Source organism: Streptomyces sp. NPDC026589, from assembly GCF_040638385.1.
GTDB lineage: Bacteria > Actinomycetota > Actinomycetes > Streptomycetales > Streptomycetaceae > Streptomyces.
In genome coordinates this window covers 209,158-227,089 of record NZ_JBEZYG010000010.1, presented here as the reverse complement: position 1 = coordinate 227,089, position 17,932 = coordinate 209,158, and the positions used below count along the sequence as shown (strand labels likewise).

Genomic DNA, 17,932 nt, shown 5'->3' with positions numbered 1-17,932 from the left:
GGCGGACTCACGGTGTGACAGAAAACGCAGTCATGGCGCTGAGATGAGTACGGGGTCGTGCTGCGACCCCGTGGAAGACGGCCGGGGCCTCTCCTGTGGGGGGTGGCGGCCCCGGTCGTCGCTCCCACGTGTGGCCCCTTGGCCTGGCGCTTCGTAGGCCGCATACCCCCTCCGTGACCAACGGCGTAACCAACGCGCCGGCGAATTCTTCTGGGCGGGCGCGTTCTCGGACGCCAGATACCCCAGTGACCAGCACTTTCCAGCGCTCACCCGAACCACCGGAGCTCAGTCGCCGCGTGAGCTCAGGACAAGCTCCTGGCACCCTCCATTCGGCTCCGCAGGCCACCGACGCGAAGAGCGCGCTCGAAGGCGCAACCCACGGCAACCCACGCGCCTCCGTCGCCAAGACGATCGCGAACGATCAGCGGACAGCAGCCATTAGAGTGCCCAGCGTGAACACCGCGCCGCAGCAGACGTCCATCTTCCGCCTGATCGTGACCGGAGGCGGCACCGGCGGTCACACCTACCCCGCCCTCACCGCGATCCGCACCTTGCAGGCACGCCTGGCCGCTTCCGGCCTCACCCTCGACGTCCTGTGGATCGGAACCTCGGAAGGTCTGGAAGCCCGGGTCACGAGCGCGGAGGGCATCCCGTTCACCACCGTCGCCACAGGCAAGATCCGGCGTCACTCGAACCTTCTGAAGATGGTGTCTCCGGCCAACGTCCGGGACATGGCGCGCGTCCCGCTCGGGGTCGCTCAGGCGCGCAGCGCGGTCGCTGCCTTCCGGCCGGACGTCGTGCTCGCCACGGGCGGCTACGTTGCCGTGCCGGCCGGGCTCGCCGCCAGGATGTGCCGGGTCCCGCTGGTCCTGCACGAACAGACCGTCCGCCTCGGCCTAGCCAACCGTAAGCTCGCCGGCTCCGCCGCGCGGATCGCCGTGTCCTCGGAGTCGACCCTGCCGCTCCTGCCGGAGAGCGTCCGGTCGGCGGCGGTGGTCACCGGAAACCCCGTACGACCGGAGATCCTGACCGGCCACCCGGACAAAGCAGTGACTGCCCTCGGCCTCCACACCTTCGACCGGCGCCTTCCGACGGTGTACGTCACCGGAGGCGCACAGGGCTCGCAGCAGATTAATAACGTGGTCGGCGGCGAACTGCCGTGGCTGCTGGAGCGCGCCAACGTGGTGCACCAGTGCGGTCCGGCCCACCAAGAGGCCCTGTCCGCACGCGCCATGGGACTTCCGGCCTCCCTGGCCGCCCGGTACCACCTCACAGCCTTCGTCGGACCGGAGCTGCCGGACGTCCTGGCCTTGGCCGATCTCGTGATCTCGCGCAGCGGCGCGGGCACCCTGGCCGAGCTGACCGCCCTTGGCAAGCCCGCGGTGTTCGTCCCGCTCGCCTCGGCGGCCGGCAACGAGCAGGCGCACAACGCCCGCCACCTGGAGGAGTCCGGGGCAGCGGTCGCCCTCCTCGGCGAGATCACCGGCGGCCACCTGCGCGAGGCGGTCGGCCCGCTCCTCGACGATCCGGAGCGCCGGGCCACGATGGCCGCAGCGGCCAGGGCCCACGGTCGCCCGGACGCTGCGGAAAGGCTCGTGGACGTGATCCTGTCCGCAGCATCCCAGTAACAGCGCCGTCGGCAGTGGTCTACGTGATCCGTCCACCGGTATGGAGCACGGTGCCGACTTCCATGAGCACAGCGCACTCGTGGAACGCAGCGTCGTCCTGGCCCATCGGGTCGGGCACGTCCCGGTCGCCGAGGTAGAGGCGCGGTTTGTTCTCGTTCTCCGGGCCGCAGACGACCTGGAGGGCGGCAAGAACGGAGACGTCCATGGCGAGTACTGTGTCCGCCCACTCCAGCATGTCCAGGGGCGCGGTGGGCAGTGAGGTCGTAGCCCAGCCGCCGCGCAGCGTTGATCATGGCCGAATGGGCTGGTTGGTCCTGCCATTTGCCGATCAGTCCGGCCGAGCGGACGGCCATATGTGGTCCGCCCCGTCGAGCGAGAGCAAGCTGAGCGAAGGGGCTACGGCAGTAGTTCCCCAGACACACGACGAGCAGATTCGACATCATGAGCCGCCTGTGGCCTTGAGTGCGTATCCGAGGGTGGTCACCACTCGGTGGACGTCTGCCTCGGTGAGGTGCTGGTGGAAGGGCAGGCTCAGGATTTCCCGGCTGACCCGTTCGGGTGGCGGGCAGGTCACGCGTCCAGCGTGCGAAGGCGGGCTGAAGGTGGTTGGGCGGGTAGTGAACGCCGACGCCGATACTCCTCGCCCGGAGGTGGGCGAATACGTGGTCCCTGTGCGGCACGCGTACCTGACACAGGTGCGGCACCGTGTGGCCGAGGTCGACGTCGACGAGCGCCACCCCCTCCAGCGCGTCCAGGGCATCGCTGTAGGTGCGCCACAAATGCCGCCGGGAACGCACGGTGGCGTCGAAATGGTCGAGTTGCGCCAGCCCGATGGCGGCGTTGATGGACGAGAGCTGATACCGCAAGCCGAAGCTTTCCACCTGATAGCCGGTGGTCTCAGCGCGCTCGCTCTGGGACTGCGTGACGCCCAGCATGCGGAGTCGGCGGACAGCGGCGGCCTCCTCGGGCGTACGAGGGATGGCGGCCCCGCCTTGGCCACACGTCAGTTTCTTGACCGGCCCGAAGGAAAAGCACGTCAAGGCCGTGTCGTCGGCACCGACATGTTTGGATCCGCAGTGAGAGCCGAAAGCATGGGCGGCGTCCTCGATGACCACGATGCCCCGCTCCGCCAGCTCCTCGCGAATGGAACTGAGGTCGACGGCCCGGCCACCGAAGAGCACCGGCTGCACGGCGGCCGTGTCGTCGGTGACTGCGTCCATGCCGGAACGCGGGGTAGCCAGATAGTGACCAAGCGCGGGAAGAGGCTGCCTACGCATTGGCGGTATGGCGGCCCTCCTCGCCAGTAGGCTTGTTGGAACCGCTCGACGAACTTCCGGAGGCCGCATGCTGACACGCATCGAAGTCCACGGGTTCAAGAACCTACTGGACTTGTCTATCGACTTCGGCCCCTTCACCTGCATCGCCGGGGAGAACGGCACCGGCAAGTCGAACGTTTTCGACGCCATCCAGTTCCTCTCTCTCCTCGCCGACCAGTCGATGATGGAGGCGGCCCAGGAGGTTCGAGGCGTACATGGCGAGCGTCAAGGTGACCCGCGTGACCTATTCTGGAAGGGCTTCGAGCCCGGCAACCACCGGATGCGGTTCGCTGCCGAGATGATCGTTCCGTTGCACGTGCAGGACGACTTCGGCCGGGCCGCGAAGGCCAGCAGCACCTTCTTGCGGTACGAACTGGAAGTCGGCTATCAGGAGCCGTCCGGACTCGACCGCTTCGGGCGCCTCACGCTCCTCCACGAGACGCTGGCCCACATCACCAAGGGCAAGGCTCCGCAGCACCTTCGCTTCCCTCACAGTGCCAAGCAGTTCCGCGACACCGTCATCCAGGGGCACCGTAGCGGCGCGCCGTTCATCTCGACGACCACCGAAGCCGAAGAGTCGATCGTCAAGATTCACCAGGACGGTGGCAGCCGAGGCCAACCCAAGCCGGCTGCGGCATCCCGGGCGCCAGCGACAGTCGTCTCCACCATCACCAGCAGCGACGACCCGACCATCCTCTCGGCTCGCCGCGAAATGCAGTCCTGGCGACGGCTTGCCCTGGAACCATCCGCTCTGCGCCGGTCCGACCGATACGTGGACCCGCACGTGATGGGCGCCGACGGCTCTCATCTGCCAGCGACCCTCTTTCGCGTGGCCCACGACACTCCCGGAGCGGATCCCAGCCAGGTATACGCCCGGGTTGCGGGACGCCTTTCGGACCTGACCGGCATCCATGTCCGTGATCTTGATGTCGATCAGGACGAGGTTCGGCAACTCCTCACGGTCAACGTGCACGAGGTGGCTGGCATGACGCTGCCTGCGCGCAGCCTCTCCGAAGGCACCCTGCGCTTTCTGGCACTTTGCGTTCTGCTCGAAGACTCGTCCGTACGTGGACTGGTCTGCATGGAAGAACCCGAGAACGGCATCCACCCAGCGAACCTCAACGCCATGGTCGACTTGGTACAGGACCTTGCCGTGGATCCGTCGGAAGAACCCGGCGCAGACAACCCGTTCCGGCAGGTGCTGATCAATACGCATTCACCCGGTGTCGTACAACTCGTCGGCAACGAGGATCTCCTGTTCGCCGACACTGCAATGCACAGAGGCGAGAATGGCACTCTGAACCGTGCCTTGCGTCTGCGTCCACTCGCCGGTACCTGGCGGGCCAACAAAGTGACGAGCGGCAGCTTCGTGACGAAAGCCGATATCCTTCCCTATCTCACCACGCCCGTCGGAGCGCAACTCACGCTGAGCGGGGACGCCGCGTGACCGCTCGTGTCCTGTTCATCGGCGAAGGCAGCAGCGACAACGGCCTCGTCCCACATATCGAGTCGATTGCCGTTCGTAAGGGACTCGACGTCTCGGTCACAGTCCCCGACTTCGGTCTGCTCCGACTGCCGACCGGGCACTCCGTACCAGACAAGCTCCGGGCCGCCCGCGCACTCGGAGGGAGCTACGACTTGGCAGTGGTACAACGGGATGCTGACCGAGGTCCTGCCCAGGACCGCGAAGACGAGATCGAGAAGGCGGTGGACGCCGAGTGGCCCGGCCTTCGGCACGTTGCCGTTGTGCCCGTCCGCATGCTGGAAGCCTGGCTCCTCCTCGACGAAGCGTGCCTGCGTCAAGTCGCCGAGAACCCTCGTGGTCGCGTCGGTCTTGATCTCCCCAAGGGCATGGCGGCGGAGAATATCGCCGACCCGAAACAGCTCCTCAAAGATTCGCTCGCGAGGGCGAGCGAATACAAGGGGCGCCGCCTCGCCCAGTTCCAGAAGCGCTTCTCGCAGCACCGGCTGCGCATGTTGGAACTCCTGGACCCCGAGGGACCCATCACCTGCCTTCCATCGTGGCGTGCTTTCGTAGAGGGCCTCGACGCTGCATTCGAGGTCCTCAACGAATGACCCACACGGGCACGCTCCACTATTCGGTTGCTTCACGGTGTCTCGACCTGGTGCGCAGCACCCTGCGGGAGTCACTCGAACCCCACAAGGGTGAAACCGCCGTTCGAGTCCTGCGCTCGTACGCACGCCAGCGGCTGACGTCCGTCCGTGCGTGCGTGAACAGTCTGCCCGGACGCCGGACGAGCTGGTCGCATCGCATGACCAACGCATGACCAACAGCGCCCAGGAACAGACAGAAACACCTGGGCACAGGCCGAGACAGCCGAAAGCCAGGAACCGGAACCTAGACGGCAAACTCTCAGGTCAAAGAGCTATTTCGACTGAGTGCGGCCGGGGGTGGCGGCCCCGGTCATCGCTCCAGCATGTGGCTCTCTGGCCAGGCACTTTCCACGCCGCAAAAAGCCCTCGTCACCAACGGCGTGACCAACGCGCCTGGTGTTCACCCGACGCGCCCCACGACACCAGGCTTGAGAAGGCGTTCGAGCTCGACATGGGGTGCCCTGTCCGGGCAGCGGACGCTGCCCGGACAGCGTCCGCTATGCGGTGGGCATGCGTAGGGGTAGGTGCGTTCCATCGGGTGGCTCGGGGCCGGGAGGCCGTGGGGAACGATCCGGCGGGGCCGTCGCGTACGGCCGGCGCACGGCGCCGCCTCGTGCGGGCTCGGCCTGCTCCGGCGGACGTGCCGCCGGCCGGATCAGGACCTGGCCGCCGGCCTCCCGCGCCGGGGCCCGTACCGCCCCGGACCGCGCAGATTCACGCATACGGGGTACATGACGCTCCCGCGTGCCGGACATACTCCGACCAGAGCCGTTCTGGCCGTCCCCCGCCTCGTTGTTCCGTGTACCGCACGGCCGAGGTCGCCGGGCGGGAAGAAGAGCAGAAGGAGGGCCGGCCGTGGACACGGACGCACGACAACAGGGGAAGGACGCGCGGGGAGGCGCGGGGCTCCTGGAGATCGCCTCGGGAGGGTCCTTCTCGCGTGCACTGGCCGTGGCGGCCAGGCTGGGGATCGCGGACGTCCTCGACGGCGGCTCCATGACGTCCGTCGACATCGCGGGACGGACCGGCAGTGACCCGGAGGTGATGCTCCGCCTCCTTCAGACCCTGGCCATGCGGGGAGTCTTCGTGCACGACGGGGACGGGCGGTTCCGGCTGGCGGAGAGCCACTCCGCCCTGCGCGGCGACCATCCCCGGTCCCTGCGTCACCACTGCATCCTGCTGGCCGAGACCTACGACGACGCCTTCGCCGGACTGTTCGGCACGGTCACGACCGGGCGCTCCGGGTTCGAGAACGTCTTCGGCCTGCCGCTGTACGCGTACCTCGGCCGGACCCCGGAGGCGGAGCAGGTCTTCGACGCCGCGATGGCGGAGCTGGCGAGACCGACGGCCGTGGCGCTCGCCGAGAAGTTCTCCTTCTCCGGGCCGGGGCGGCTGATCGACGTCGGCGGCGGGAACGGCACGCTGCTCATGTCGCTCCTGGCCCGCGATCCGGGCCTCGAAGGGACCTGTGTCGACCGGCCGGGCGTCTGCGCCCGGGCGGCGGCCGGCCTGGCGCAGGCCCCGGACCGTTCGCTCGCCGACCGGCTGCGCTTCCAGCCGGCGGACATCTTCGAGGAAGTACCCGAAGGCGGTGGGCTCTACCTGCTCAAGAACGTGCTGCACGACTGGTCGCCCGAGCAGGGAACGCGCATCCTCACGGCGGTACGGCGGGCCATGGAGCGCACCGCGCACGCCGTCGGCCCCACAGGACCGCGGCCCAGGCTGATCGTGCTGGAGCCCCTGCTCGACCAGGAGGCGGACGGCGCCCATGCCCTCTACCAGATGGTGCTCTGCGGAAAGGAGGTCCGCGGGTTCCGGACCGCCGACGACGTCTGGCGTCTGCACACGGCCGCCGGCCTCGAACCGCTCTCCGTCACGTTCCTGTCCGACGGGCACCACGCCTTCGAGAGCCGATGTCCGGAGTGATCAGGCTGCTGATCGAACTGCTGGTCAGGCTGTCATTCCCGGTCTTCGCGCATGCCGGCGGTCTCGCGCGTCGAGCCCGGCCGGCATCGCGCGCGTCGAGCCCGGTCGGCGGTCTCGCGCGTCGAGCACGGCTTCCCCTGCTTCGCCGAGCGCCACCCGGGTCACGCCCCGGGTGGCGGTGCTCGGCGATCCGGACCCCACCGTGTCCCGCACCGTCCCTCAGCCCCGGGTCAGGTCCCTGAGCGCGGTGTTCAGCTCCAGGACGTTCACCCGGGGCTCGCCCATGAAGCCGAGCAGCCGGCCGGTGGTGTGATCGGCGACGAGGTCCTCCACCTCCTTGACGTCGAGGTCGTTCTTCTCGGCGACCCGGTTCACCTGGAGTGCGGCGTACGCGGGGGAGATGTGGGGGTCCAGGCCGGAGCCGGAGGAGGTGACGGCGTCGGCCGGCACGTCCGCGGGCGTCAGCCGGTACGTGGGGGTGGAGTTGTCCTCGACCACGGCGGCCTTGGCTTCGGTCACCCACTGGACCAGTTCCTCGTTGTCCCCGGAGCGGTTGGTGGCCCCGGAGAGGATCAGGGAGTACCGCGTGTTGACGCTGTTGCTGCCGAGTCCGTTGGAGGGGCGCGGCTGGAACCACTTCAGGTCCGGGGCGGGTGACTCCTCGCCGTCCTTCGGCGGGAGGTCGTACCGCTGGCCGATGAGGGAGGAGCCGACGACCTGCCCGCTCCCGTCCTTGATCTCGGAACCGTTGGCCTTGTCGTGGAACAGGGCCTGGGCGACGCCGGTGACGGCGAGCGGGTAGAGCACCCCGCACACCAGGGTGAGGACGAGAAGGGCTCGCAGTCCGGCCCCGAGCACGCGCGCGGTGCTGCTGACGGAGTTGTTGGTCATGGCGGATCAGCCGATTCCGGGAAGGAGGGAGAGGAGCAGGTCGATGATCTTGATACCGACGAACGGGGCGACGATGCCGCCGAGTCCGTAGACGCCCAGGTTGCGCCGCAGCATCCGGTCCGCGCTCGCGGGCCGGTAGCGCACGCCCCTGAGGGCGAGCGGCACCAGCGCGACGATCACCAGGGCGTTGAAGATGACCGCGGACAGGATCGCGGACTCGGGCGAGGTGAGCCCCATGACGTTGAGCCGGTCGAGCGACGGGTACGCCACGGCGAACATGGCGGGGATGATCGCGAAGTACTTCGCGACGTCGTTGGCGATGGAGAAGGTGGTCAACGCTCCTCGGGTGATGAGGAGTTGTTTGCCGATCTCGACGATCTCGATGAGTTTGGTGGGGTTGGAGTCAAGGTCCACCATGTTCCCGGCCTCCTTGGCGGCCGAGGTTCCGGTGTTCATCGCCACGCCGACGTCGGCCTGGGCCAGGGCAGGGGCGTCGTTGGTGCCGTCGCCGGTCATCGCGACGAGCTTGCCGCCGGCCTGTTCCCGCTTGATGAGGGCCATCTTGTCCTCGGGCGTCGCCTCGGCCAGGAAGTCGTCGACCCCGGCCTCCTGGGCGATCGCCTTCGCGGTCAGCGGGTTGTCACCCGTGATCATGACCGTGCGGATGCCCATGCGCCGCAGCTCGTCGAACCGCTCCCGCATCCCCTCCTTCACCACGTCCTTCAGGTGGACGACCCCGAGGACGCGAGCGCCGTCAGCGTCTTCCACAGCCACCAGCAGCGGCGTGCCACCAGCCTGGGAAATCCGGTCCGTGAGCGCCTCCGCGTCCTCGGAGACACTGCCGTTCCGCTCCTTCACCCAGGCGATGACCGAGCCGGTCGCACCCTTGCGGACCTTCCGTCCGTCCAGGTCGACGCCGGACATCCGGGTCTGCGCGGTGAACTCCACCCACGCGGCTCCGGTCAGCTCCCCCTGGGTCCGCCCCCGCAGCCCGTACTTCTCCTTGGCGAGCACGACGATCGACCGGCCCTCCGGGGTCTCGTCGGCGAGCGAGGAGAGCTGCGCCGCGTCCGCGAGCGCGCCCTCGGTGACGCCCTCGACCGCGAGGAACTCGGCGGCCTGGCGGTTGCCCAGGGTGATGGTTCCGGTCTTGTCGAGGAGCAGGGTCGACACATCGCCCGCCGCCTCGACCGCGCGCCCCGACATGGCCAGGACGTTGCGCTGCACCAGGCGGTCCATGCCCGCGATGCCGATCGCGGACAGCAGGGCCCCGATCGTGGTGGGGATCAGGCACACCAGCAGGGCGGCGAGCACGATCAGCGAGGTCTGGTCGTCCGCGCCCGCGTAGATCGCGAAGGGCTTCAGGGTGACGACGGCCAGCAGGAAGACGATCGTGAGGGACGCCAACAGGATGTTCAGGGCGATCTCGTTGGGCGTCTTCTGCCGGGAGGCGCCCTCCACCAGGTTGATCATGCGGTCGATGAAGGTCTCGCCGGGCTTCGTCGTGATCTTGATGACGACGCGGTCGGACAGCACCTTCGTACCGCCGGTGACGGCCGAGCGGTCGCCGCCTGACTCGCGGATGACCGGGGCGGACTCGCCGGTGATCGCGGACTCGTCGACGGACGCGACGCCTTCCACGACATCGCCGTCACCGGGGATGGTGTCGCCGGCCTCGCAGACCACCAGGTCCCCGATGCGCAGGTCCGTCCCCGCGACCCGCTCCTCGTTGGGGCCGATGACCCGGCGGGCGACGGTGCCGGTCTTGGCCTTGCGCAGGGTGTCGGCCTGGGCCTTGCCCCGTCCTTCGGCGACGGCCTCGGCGAGGTTGGCGAAGACGGTGGTCAGCCAGAGCCAGGCGGTGATCGCCCAGCCGAACCAGTCGGTCGGGTCGGTGAGCGCCAGCACGGTGGTGACCACCGAACCGACCAGCACGACGAACATCACCGGCGACTTGACCATCACGCGCGGATCGAGCTTGCGCAGCGCGTCCGGGAACGACTTCAGCAGCAGCTGGGGGTCGAACAGCCCGCTGCCGACCCGGTTGGCAGCCCCGTGGCCTTCGGCCGGCGGTATGTCTCCGTGCGGCGCGCGCGTGGGGGTTGGGGTGACGGTGCTCATGAGGCGAGCCCTTCGGCGAGCGGACCCAGCGCCAGGGCCGGGAAGTAGGTGAGTCCGGTGATGATGAGGATCGTGCCGACGAGCAGCCCCGAGTAGAGGGGCTTGTCGGTGCGCAGCGTGCCCGCGGTCTCCGGCACCGGCTTCTGCCCGGCGAGCGAGCCGGCCAGGGCCAGGACGAACACCATCGGCAGGAACCGGCCGAGCATCATCGCGATGCCGATGGTCGTGTTGAACCACTGGGTGTCGGCGTTGAGCCCGGCGAAGGCGGAGCCGTTGTTGTTGGCGCCGGAGGTGTAGGCGTACAGGATCTCGGAGAAGCCGTGCGCGCCCGAGTTGGTCATCGAGTCGGCGGGGGTCGGCAGGGCCATGGCGACGGCGGTGAAGCCGAGCACGAGGGCCGGGGTGACGAGGATGTAGCAGGCCGCGAGCTTGATCTGGCGGGTGCCGATCTTCTTGCCGAGGTACTCCGGGGTGCGTCCGACCATCAGCCCGGCGATGAACACCGCGATGATCGCCATGATCAGCATGCCGTAGAGGCCGGAGCCGACGCCGCCGGGAGCGATCTCGCCGAGCTGCATGCCGAGCATGGTGATGCCGCCGCCGAAACCGGTGTACGAGGAGTGGAAGGAGTTCACCGCGCCGGTCGAGGTCAGCGTCGTGGCCACGGCGAACATCGACGAGCCGGCGATCCCGAAGCGGGTCTCCTTGCCCTCCATGGCGCCGCCGGCGATCTCGAACGCGGGCCCGCGGTGGGCGAATTCGGTCCACATCATCAGCGCCGTGAAGCCGATCCAGATGACGGCCATCGCGCCGAGGATCGCGTACCCCTGCTTCAGCGATCCGACCATCCGGCCGAAGGTCCGCGTCAGCGCGAACGGGATCAGCAGGATGAGGAAGATCTCGAACAGGTTCGACAGGGGGTTGGGGTTCTCGAAGGGGTGGGCGGAGTTGGCGTTGAAGTAGCCGCCGCCGTTGGTGCCCAGCTCCTTGATGACCTCCTGGGAGGCGACCGCGCCGCCGTTCCACTCCTGCGTACCGCCCATGAACTGTCCGACCTGGTGGATGCCGGAGAAGTTCTGGATCGCCCCGGCGGCGACCAGGACGATCGCGCCGATCACCGAGATCGGGACCAGGATGCGGACGGTCCCGCGCACCAGGTCGGCCCAGAAGTTGCCGAGTTCACCCGTACGCGACCGGGCGAAGCCGCGTACGAGTGCCACCGCGACGGCCATGCCGACGGCGGCGGACAGGAAGTTCTGCACCGCGAGACCGCCGGTCTGCACGACGTGGCCCATGGCCTGTTCGCCGTAGTACGACTGCCAGTTGGTGTTGGCGACGAAGGACGCGGCGGTGTTGAACGCCTGGTCCGGGTCGATCGAGGAGAAGCCGAGCGAACCGGGCAGCGAGCCCTGCACCCTTTGCATCAGATACAGGAAGAGAACGCTCACCGCCGAGAAGGCGAGCACTCCGCGCAGATAGGCGGGCCAGCGCATCTCGGTGGCCGGATTGGCGCCGATGGCCTTGTATATCCACTTCTCCGGTCGGTAGTTCTTCTCGGAGGAGTAGACCCTGGCCATGTAATCGCCCAACGGACGGTAGGCGAGGGCGAGGGCGGCGATCAGGGCTGTGAGCTGGAGCAGACCAGCGACCTGGGGACTCATTTCCTTGACTCAGAACCTCTCCGGGTAAAGGAGAGCGAGGATGAGATATCCGAGCAGGGACACGGCCACGACGAGGCCGACGACATTTTCGACGGTCACAGCTTGGTCACCCCCCGGGCGATGAGAGCCACCAGCGCGAATACCGCGATCGTGGTGGCGACGAAGGCCAGATCGGCCATCGCGAGCTCCTGATTGACGTGAGGAAGAAAATCAGCCGTTTGGCCAATACGAGCAAACCGCGTCTTCATCAGGGCGATAAGCCACCTTGACGGGGTCCATACGAATACCGGGAAACCCTTGACGCCGATCTGACGCGGCCGACCGGGCCGTGCGCACGCGGCCGTACGCCCACAGTGCCCACGGGCTGTCGGGACAGCCCTCAGGCGCCGATGTCGCGCCGCCGGAGGTCCTCCTGTGTCTCGCGCCGGATCAGCAGGCGTGCCGTGCCTTCGCGCACCGCGACGACCGGCGGCCGCCCGACGAGGTTGTAGGCGGAGGCCATGGAGACCTGGTAGGCCCCTGCCACGGGCACCGCGAGCAGGTCGCCGGAGCGGATGTCGCCGGGCAGGAGGACGTCGCTCGCGAGGACGTCGCCGGCCTCGCAGTGCCGGCCCACCACCGTGGCCGCGACCGGTTCGGCGGTGGCCGCGCGGCCGATCAGGCGCGGCGCGTAGCGGGCCCCGTACAGGGCGGGCCGGGGGTTGTCGCTCATGCCCCCGTCGACGGCCACGAACGTGTTCGGGCCGGTGTGCTTGACGGAGAGGACGCGGTACAGCGCCACCCCGGCCGGGGCCGCGATCGCCCGCCCGGGTTCGATGGCCAGCCTCGGCACGGGCAGGCCCGCCGCCGCACATCCGGTGGCGAGTTCCGCGCCGAGGCGGCGTGCGAGGGCGGTCAGGTCGAGGGCGGGCTCCCCCGGCCGGTAGGCCACCCCGTGCCCGCCGCCCATGTCGAGCTCCGGGAAGGTGGCGCCGTGGCTGTCCTTGACCCGGGCCATCAGTCCGACCATGCGCCGCACGGCCACCAGGTACGGCTTGACGTCGGTGATCTGCGAGCCTATGTGGCAGTGCAGGCCGGTCAGTTCGAGCTGCGGCTGGCCGAGCACACGGGCGATGGCGTGCTGGGCGGACCCGTCGGTGAGGGACAGGCCGAACTTCTGGCCGTCGGTACCGGTACGGATCTTCTCGTGGCCGCCCGCCGACACCCCGGGCACCACCCGCACCATCACCTTCTGCCGCCCCGCGGGGCCGGTCAGCGCGGCGATCCGGGCGATCTCCGACGGGCTGTCGACGACGATCCGCCCGACCCCGAGCCGTAGCGCCGTCTCGATGTCGCGCGGTGTCTTCGCGTTGCCGTGCAGCACCATCCGCTCCGGCGGGAACCCGGCGGCGTGGGCGAGTTCGAGTTCGCCGACGGAACAGACGTCCAGCCCCAGGCCCTCCTCGTCGATCCACCGCGCCATCGCCCGGGACAGGAACGCCTTGGCCGCGTACAGCACCTGGGCGTCGGGGAAGGCGGCCCGGTAGGTCCGGCAGCGTGAACGCACCTCGTCCTCGTCCAGGACGTACGCGGGAGTGCCGAACCGGTCGGCGAGGCCGGCGAGCGAGACCCCTCCGACGCTCAGGTCGGCGCCCGGGAGCCGGGCGGTGGAGGCGGGCCAGACGGACAGGTCGTCCAGTCCTGCCGGGGGCTCGGTGAGAACGGGAGCGGACATGGCGGCGTCTCCTCGGGAGGCGTGGGACGGGGCGCGGGTCACAGGGCGCGCGCGGGCTCTTCGGCCGCGCGCACCGGCGCGGCGGTGACGGCCGGGGCCGAGAGGACCGGGTCGACGACGATCCGGTCGACACCGAGGGGCTCCGTGAGGGAGCGCAGGGCCGGTTCGGCGAGCCTGATCGCGGCCTGGCCGGCGCCGAGGGCCGCGGTCAGCAGGCCGAGTCCGGTGAAGCCGACGGCGGTGCGCTCGCCCAGCGGCGTACGGAACATCCGCAGCGCGGGGCCGGCGGCTTCCGGCCGGACGGGCACGTACAGCAGCACGGCCCGGGCCTGTTCATCGGGGTCGGAGTCGTCGTCGTACGAGAAGAGGCACATGAGGTTTCCTCCGGGTGGAGCCACGATCGGCCGTCGTCGGGCCGCATGACGTCGAAGCTATGCCCGCCCCGGCGCGGGAAACCCTCCCGCCTTACGTGACGTTGACGGGCATCGCCCGGTTCATACGCATCGCTGACGCTCGCCTCCCCCGGCCCGCCCTTCAATGGAATTCCGGAACAGGACGAGGCGGGAGGCCGGACGGTGCGGCAGAGAATCGTGGTCGGCGTGAGCGGCTCCCCGGGGAGCCTGGCAGCCCTGCACCAAGCCACCGCCGAGGCGCGGGAACGCAACGCGGATCTGTACGCCGTGCTGGCCTGGCAACTGCCCGGCGGGGGTCTGGGAGGCCGTGCCACCTATGGCACCGCCGCGCTCCGGGAGTACCGGGAAGCCGCTGTCGACGAGCTGCGCACCCTTCTTGACGGTGCGTTCGCCGTGCGGAGACCGGGCGTCGCACTGTCCGGGCTCGCCGTGCGCGGCGAGCCGGGACCGGTTCTCGTCGAGGCGGCCGGGTCGGCCGACGGCCTCCTGGTCGTGGGTGCGGGCTCACGCGGCAGATGGCTGCCCGCCCTGCGCCCGTCGGTGGCGCGTTACTGCCTGGCGCACGCGGCCTGCCCCGTTCTCGCGGTGCCCCCGAACCCGCTCGAAGCCGAGCTTGCCGCCGTACTGGGCGACAACTGGACCCTGCCGCCCGGGCGGTAGGGAGGCCGGGGCGGACGGGAAGGCCCGGGCGGAAGGCGGAAGGGAAGGCTGGGGCGGAAGGAACGCCCCGCGCACGAGGAACAACCCGGGCCGTAGCGCGACGGTCCCGTGGAAGACCCGTTCGTCAGCCCCGGCCGCGGGCCCGTCGTGACATCACCGCGCGCAGGACCCGGCGGCCCTCCGTGGACAGGTCCAGCGCCTTGCGGAGTCCGGCGCCGCTGCCGGCCGTGCCGGTGGTCTCCGCCAGGATCTCCAAGATGCGGACCTGCCGTTCCAGCTCCCCGGCGACCAGCGGCCCCACGGCGGCCGGTTCACCGCCGCGGGCCGCCTCGATCAGCCGCTCCTCGTCCGGCGGCGTCTCCCCGTCCGGGGCGTCGAGCCGCCCGTGGATCCGCAGGGCGACCAGCGAACAGGCGTCCGCCCACCCCCGCAGTGGTACGGCGTCGAAGTCGGAGGGGGCGGCGCCGAGCATGGTCCGCACGAGCGCGGCCGGGCCATCGGTGACGGACTCGTGCTCCATCCCCGTCCGCACCGCCGCGAGCCGGATGGCCCAATCCTGTCCGTTCTCGCAGCTCGCCCAGAGCGGGCGCAGCGGCTCCGCCCCGGGCTCCGCGAGCAGCGGCAGGCACCGGTCCAGGCAGGCCAGCGCCCCGGCGGCCAGCGCGCGCTCGTCGGCTCGTTCGATCAGTTCCAGCAGACTCATCGACGTCTCCCTCGGTCTACCGGATACTGCGCCGAATGGCCGAAAATCGTCACTATGGGGCGGCGGGCTCCGGGGCCGCCCGCTCCGGGGCGGTCGCGGCCTGTCGGATGCCGGCCCGCTCCCCCTGCGTCCGCGTAACCGCGCGCACGAAGAGGACGGCGAGCACCGCGGCCACGAGGTCCAGCGCGTCGGCGGCCGCGACGAGGGCCGCCGCGTCGGCGATCTGCTCCGGCTCCTGGGCCCGGTTCCACTGGCTCACGGCGATGCGGGAGGCGAGGACGGAGACGATCCAGCCGCCCCACCACAGGTTCAGCACCGTTCTGGGAACCGTGCGCCACCCGCCATCGGGGTGGAGCGGGACGCTCGCCTCCCAGATGCCGCTCGCGACGCGGTAGGGGAACCAGAGGTTGGCGACCGGGACGAACCAGCCGCCCACCGCCCAGCCCGGCCCCATCCGCTGCACGCCGGGCTCGAAGACCTCGGCGTTCCGGCGGGTCCGGTGGAACCAGATGATGAAGAGGACGCCGGTGGCCAGGAACGCCGCCGTCTGGACCGACCCGGCAAGGTCGTACAGCTCCTGCGCCCGCAGCCCGGGGTCGGTGTAGATGTCGAGGGACTCGTCCGCCGCCAGCCCTTCCCACAGGCCGCGCAGGTGCAGACCGGCTCCGATGACGAACAGGTCGCTCGCGATGACGCAGCCCAGCAGGGCGATCACCGCGCGGGACAGGCCGACCGGCGAACGCGGCCAGACGCCGGCGTCCCGGTCTCCGGGGACGAGGCCGGGCACGGGGCCGGAAAGGGGCGCTGCCCCGGGGGCCGGGGCCTTCGCGCCGCCGGGCAGCGGGGGCCGGGTGCCCGAGCAGAAGGTGCACAGCCCGTCGTCGGTCACGGCCGTTCTGATACGACAACGGGTGCAGAGCATGGACATGGAGAAGTCCCCCCAAGGACGGGCCGGCGGTGTGTGGCCTCACGTCCCTCCCCAGGAGCCGCGCGGTCGGCGGACCGTAGCCCGTGGACGGAGTCGCTGTCCACGGGCTACGGTCCGCCGCCGGGGAACGCCCCCGGCCTCACCCCGCGCTGCCGGTCCGCTCCGCCAGTTCCTGGAACCGCGCCCAGCTCAGCGCCGGTTTACGCGGATCCCACAGCTTCTGCGAGGTCGCCACCAGCGGCATCCGGATGCCGTCCGCCACCTGCTGGGTGGTCTGCGCGTTCGCCAGGTCGCCCCAGACGGCGAACCGGCCGCCGAGGATCTGCTTCGAGTAGCGCTCCGCCACGGGCTCGGTGCCGCGCATGACCAGCGGGGTCCACTGCTCGTAGATCCGCTCGCCGGTCGGGTAGACGAACTCGTTGGGCTCGCCGAGCACGTAGTAGAGGAACTCGTCGTTGAGGTTCAGCATCTTGTAGCCCGCGGCGAGGTACTCCAGCGGCGGGCGGGCGCCGATCTCCTTGCCGGTCCAGTACTCGATCTCGATGTTCTCGTCGGCCTTGACCTTCGTGGCGCGGAAGAGCCCGTCGTTCCAGGCCTTGGCGGTCCGGCCCTTCGGGACGACGACGGCCGCGCGGTCGTTCAGCCAGCCGGTGGCCAGGTCCTCGATCGAGGCTCCGGCGCCGTGCTTCTCCTCCGCCGCGCGCTGGAGCTGCGGATAGGAGGCGGCCGGGTTCTGGACGGTCAGCGCCTGGTACTCGTCCGCGCCCAGGTGCCAGAAGCGCCCCGGGAACAGCTCGGTGTACTCGTCGAGGAGTTCGTCGATCAGCTTGGCCGCGCCCGGCTTCGAAATGTCGATGGAGCCCTTCGACTCCACGCCCGCGGTGTTGCGCAGCTGGAGGTCGGGGTGGGCGGCCAGCACCGCGCCGAGGTGTCCGGGCGAGTCGATCTCGGGGACGACCTCGATGTGCCGGCTGTTGGCGAGGGCGACGATCCGGCGGACCTCGGCCTGGGTGAGGGCCTCGTCGGAGACCACCTCGGGGTGCGACTTCGACTCGATCCGGAAGGCCTGGTCGTCGGAGAAGTGCAGGCCGAGCTGGTTGAGCTTGAGGTCGCCCATCTCCCGTATGCGGTCCTCTATCCACTCCGCGCTGTAGTGCTTGCGCGCGATGTCGAGGTTGAGCCCGCGCTGCGGCCGGTCCGGCCGGTCGTTGACGACGCCCTCGGGGAGCGTGCCGTCCGCCTTGACCGACTGCTTCAGGGTGCGGGTGCCGTAGAAGACGCCCGACTCGTCGGGTCCGGTGATCTTCACCTTCCGGTCGCGCACGGTGAGCGTGTACGACTCGGTGGGGCCCGCGTCCTTGTCGCCGAGCGCCAGCTCGACGTCCCCCGTCCGCGCCGGCTCGGCGCCCCGGTAGCGGATCTGCAGCTCCTTGGCGAGCAGCTCCGCCTCGTCGGCGAGCACCTGGCTGCCCTTGGCGATGACGACGGTGCTGTCCTTGCCCGGCTGCCAGCCGGGCCCCCGGGCCGGGGTGTGCTCGCGCACCGCGGGGATCGTGCTCGGTGTGCTGGACATCGGGTAGCTGCGGGAGGGCGACGGGGCGGCGGCCTCGGCGGAGGTGCCGGAGGGCGACGCCGTATCGCCGGACGATCCGCTGCCGGACCCCTCCGGCCAGACGACGACAGTGAGGGCGACGGCGGCCGCGGCCGTGACAGCCGCGCCGGTGACGAGGGCACCACGCGTGGGCGACATCGGGCAGATTCCTCCGTTGAGGGGGCAGAAGCGGGTGAAACGAGTGAAGAGGTGATGAAACGAGTGAACAGGGTGCAAGGTTGACATTTCTGCCGGGGTCTCGCCC

At 69.9% G+C, this 17,932-nt stretch carries 17 protein-coding genes and 2 pseudogenes; 5 read left to right on the top strand and 14 right to left on the bottom strand.

Annotated elements, in window-relative coordinates; genetic code table 11:
- Positions 1 to 452 precede the first annotated feature (452 nt).
- A complete protein-coding gene (locus AB0F29_RS19510) occupies positions 453 to 1,628 on the top strand; it encodes a UDP-N-acetylglucosamine--N-acetylmuramyl-(pentapeptide) pyrophosphoryl-undecaprenol N-acetylglucosamine transferase (RefSeq protein WP_361873580.1) in 1,176 nt (391 codons plus the stop codon).
- Positions 1,629 to 1,647: 19 nt separating this feature from the next.
- Here AB0F29_RS19510 and AB0F29_RS19505 read toward each other — a convergent pair whose 3' ends face one another.
- The 4 genes and pseudogenes from AB0F29_RS19505 to AB0F29_RS19490 all read right to left on the bottom strand — a co-directional run.
- Positions 1,648 to 1,833 carry a hypothetical protein gene (locus tag AB0F29_RS19505; RefSeq protein WP_361873579.1) on the bottom strand — a complete coding sequence of 62 codons (186 nt, stop codon included), beginning with the start codon at positions 1,831 to 1,833 and terminating at the stop codon, positions 1,648 to 1,650.
- A gap of 97 nt (positions 1,834 to 1,930) precedes the next feature.
- Positions 1,931 to 2,068, bottom strand: a pseudogene (locus tag AB0F29_RS19500) (low molecular weight phosphotyrosine protein phosphatase); the annotation flags it as partial.
- Positions 2,068 to 2,202, bottom strand: coding sequence for a hypothetical protein (locus AB0F29_RS19495; RefSeq protein WP_361873578.1), 135 nt, complete (start codon positions 2,200 to 2,202; stop codon positions 2,068 to 2,070). The pseudogene AB0F29_RS19500 and the gene AB0F29_RS19495, both read right to left, overlap by 1 nt.
- 61 nt (positions 2,203 to 2,263) lie before the next feature.
- Positions 2,264 to 2,848: pseudogene (locus tag AB0F29_RS19490) on the bottom strand (DegT/DnrJ/EryC1/StrS family aminotransferase); the annotation flags it as partial.
- A gap of 124 nt (positions 2,849 to 2,972) precedes the next feature.
- Here AB0F29_RS19490 and AB0F29_RS19485 point away from each other — a divergent pair.
- The 3 genes from AB0F29_RS19485 (at position 2,973) to AB0F29_RS19475 (ending at position 6,985) form a co-directional block, all read left to right on the top strand.
- Positions 2,973 to 4,391, top strand: coding sequence for an AAA family ATPase (locus AB0F29_RS19485; protein ID WP_173315280.1), 1,419 nt, complete (start codon positions 2,973 to 2,975; stop codon positions 4,389 to 4,391).
- Positions 4,388 to 5,020: a hypothetical protein gene (locus AB0F29_RS19480; RefSeq protein WP_361873576.1), complete on the top strand. Its 633-nt coding sequence runs from the start codon at positions 4,388 to 4,390 to the stop codon at positions 5,018 to 5,020. The genes AB0F29_RS19485 and AB0F29_RS19480 overlap by 4 nt, the downstream gene beginning before the upstream one ends.
- Positions 5,021 to 5,914: 894 nt before the next feature.
- Entirely contained in the window at positions 5,915 to 6,985 is a 1,071-nt protein-coding gene (locus AB0F29_RS19475) for a methyltransferase (RefSeq protein ID WP_361873575.1), read from the top strand.
- A 219-nt stretch (positions 6,986 to 7,204) separates the two neighbouring features.
- On the opposite strand, the gene AB0F29_RS19470 is transcribed toward AB0F29_RS19475, so the two are convergent.
- From AB0F29_RS19470 to AB0F29_RS19440, 7 genes are all read right to left on the bottom strand, one after another.
- Entirely contained in the window at positions 7,205 to 7,876 is a 672-nt protein-coding gene (locus tag AB0F29_RS19470) for a potassium-transporting ATPase subunit C (RefSeq protein ID WP_361873573.1), read from the bottom strand.
- Positions 7,877 to 7,882: 6 nt separating this feature from the next.
- Positions 7,883 to 9,997: a potassium-transporting ATPase subunit KdpB gene (kdpB, locus tag AB0F29_RS19465; RefSeq protein WP_361873571.1), complete on the bottom strand. Its 2,115-nt coding sequence runs from the start codon at positions 9,995 to 9,997 to the stop codon at positions 7,883 to 7,885.
- A complete protein-coding gene (kdpA, locus tag AB0F29_RS19460) occupies positions 9,994 to 11,658 on the bottom strand; it encodes a potassium-transporting ATPase subunit KdpA (protein WP_361873569.1) in 1,665 nt (554 codons plus the stop codon). Before kdpA ends, kdpB begins: the two co-directional genes overlap by 4 nt.
- Positions 11,659 to 11,667: 9 nt before the next feature.
- Positions 11,668 to 11,757, bottom strand: a complete 90-nt coding sequence (gene kdpF, locus AB0F29_RS19455; protein WP_018955984.1) for a K(+)-transporting ATPase subunit F — start codon at positions 11,755 to 11,757, stop codon at positions 11,668 to 11,670.
- On the bottom strand, positions 11,754 to 11,906 hold the full coding sequence (locus tag AB0F29_RS19450) for a hypothetical protein (protein ID WP_199787770.1): 153 nt from the start codon (positions 11,904 to 11,906) through the stop codon (positions 11,754 to 11,756). The genes kdpF and AB0F29_RS19450 overlap by 4 nt, the downstream gene beginning before the upstream one ends.
- A gap of 131 nt (positions 11,907 to 12,037) precedes the next feature.
- Positions 12,038 to 13,372 carry a diaminopimelate decarboxylase gene (gene lysA, locus AB0F29_RS19445; protein WP_361873566.1) on the bottom strand — a complete coding sequence of 445 codons (1,335 nt, stop codon included), beginning with the start codon at positions 13,370 to 13,372 and terminating at the stop codon, positions 12,038 to 12,040.
- 38 nt (positions 13,373 to 13,410) lie between these two features.
- The gene (locus AB0F29_RS19440) at positions 13,411 to 13,746 is read right to left on the bottom strand and encodes an SAV_915 family protein (protein ID WP_361873564.1); all 336 of its coding nucleotides are present in this window, start codon (positions 13,744 to 13,746) and stop codon (positions 13,411 to 13,413) included.
- 201 nt (positions 13,747 to 13,947) lie between these two features.
- Between AB0F29_RS19440 and AB0F29_RS19435 the strand changes: the two genes are divergently transcribed.
- Positions 13,948 to 14,445, top strand: a complete 498-nt coding sequence (locus tag AB0F29_RS19435; RefSeq protein ID WP_361873563.1) for a universal stress protein — start codon at positions 13,948 to 13,950, stop codon at positions 14,443 to 14,445.
- Positions 14,446 to 14,569: 124 nt separating this feature from the next.
- Here AB0F29_RS19435 and AB0F29_RS19430 read toward each other — a convergent pair whose 3' ends face one another.
- The 3 genes from AB0F29_RS19430 to AB0F29_RS19420 form a co-directional block, all read right to left on the bottom strand.
- Complete coding sequence (locus AB0F29_RS19430) at positions 14,570 to 15,148, bottom strand: hypothetical protein (protein WP_361873561.1); 579 nt, start codon at positions 15,146 to 15,148, stop codon at positions 14,570 to 14,572.
- Between the two features lie 52 nt (positions 15,149 to 15,200).
- Positions 15,201 to 16,070, bottom strand: a complete 870-nt coding sequence (locus tag AB0F29_RS19425) for a DUF4328 domain-containing protein (RefSeq protein ID WP_361873688.1) — start codon at positions 16,068 to 16,070, stop codon at positions 15,201 to 15,203.
- 145 nt (positions 16,071 to 16,215) lie between these two features.
- Positions 16,216 to 17,826: a glycoside hydrolase family 20 protein gene (locus tag AB0F29_RS19420; protein WP_361873559.1), complete on the bottom strand. Its 1,611-nt coding sequence runs from the start codon at positions 17,824 to 17,826 to the stop codon at positions 16,216 to 16,218.
- Between the last annotated feature and the right edge of the window lie 106 nt (positions 17,827 to 17,932).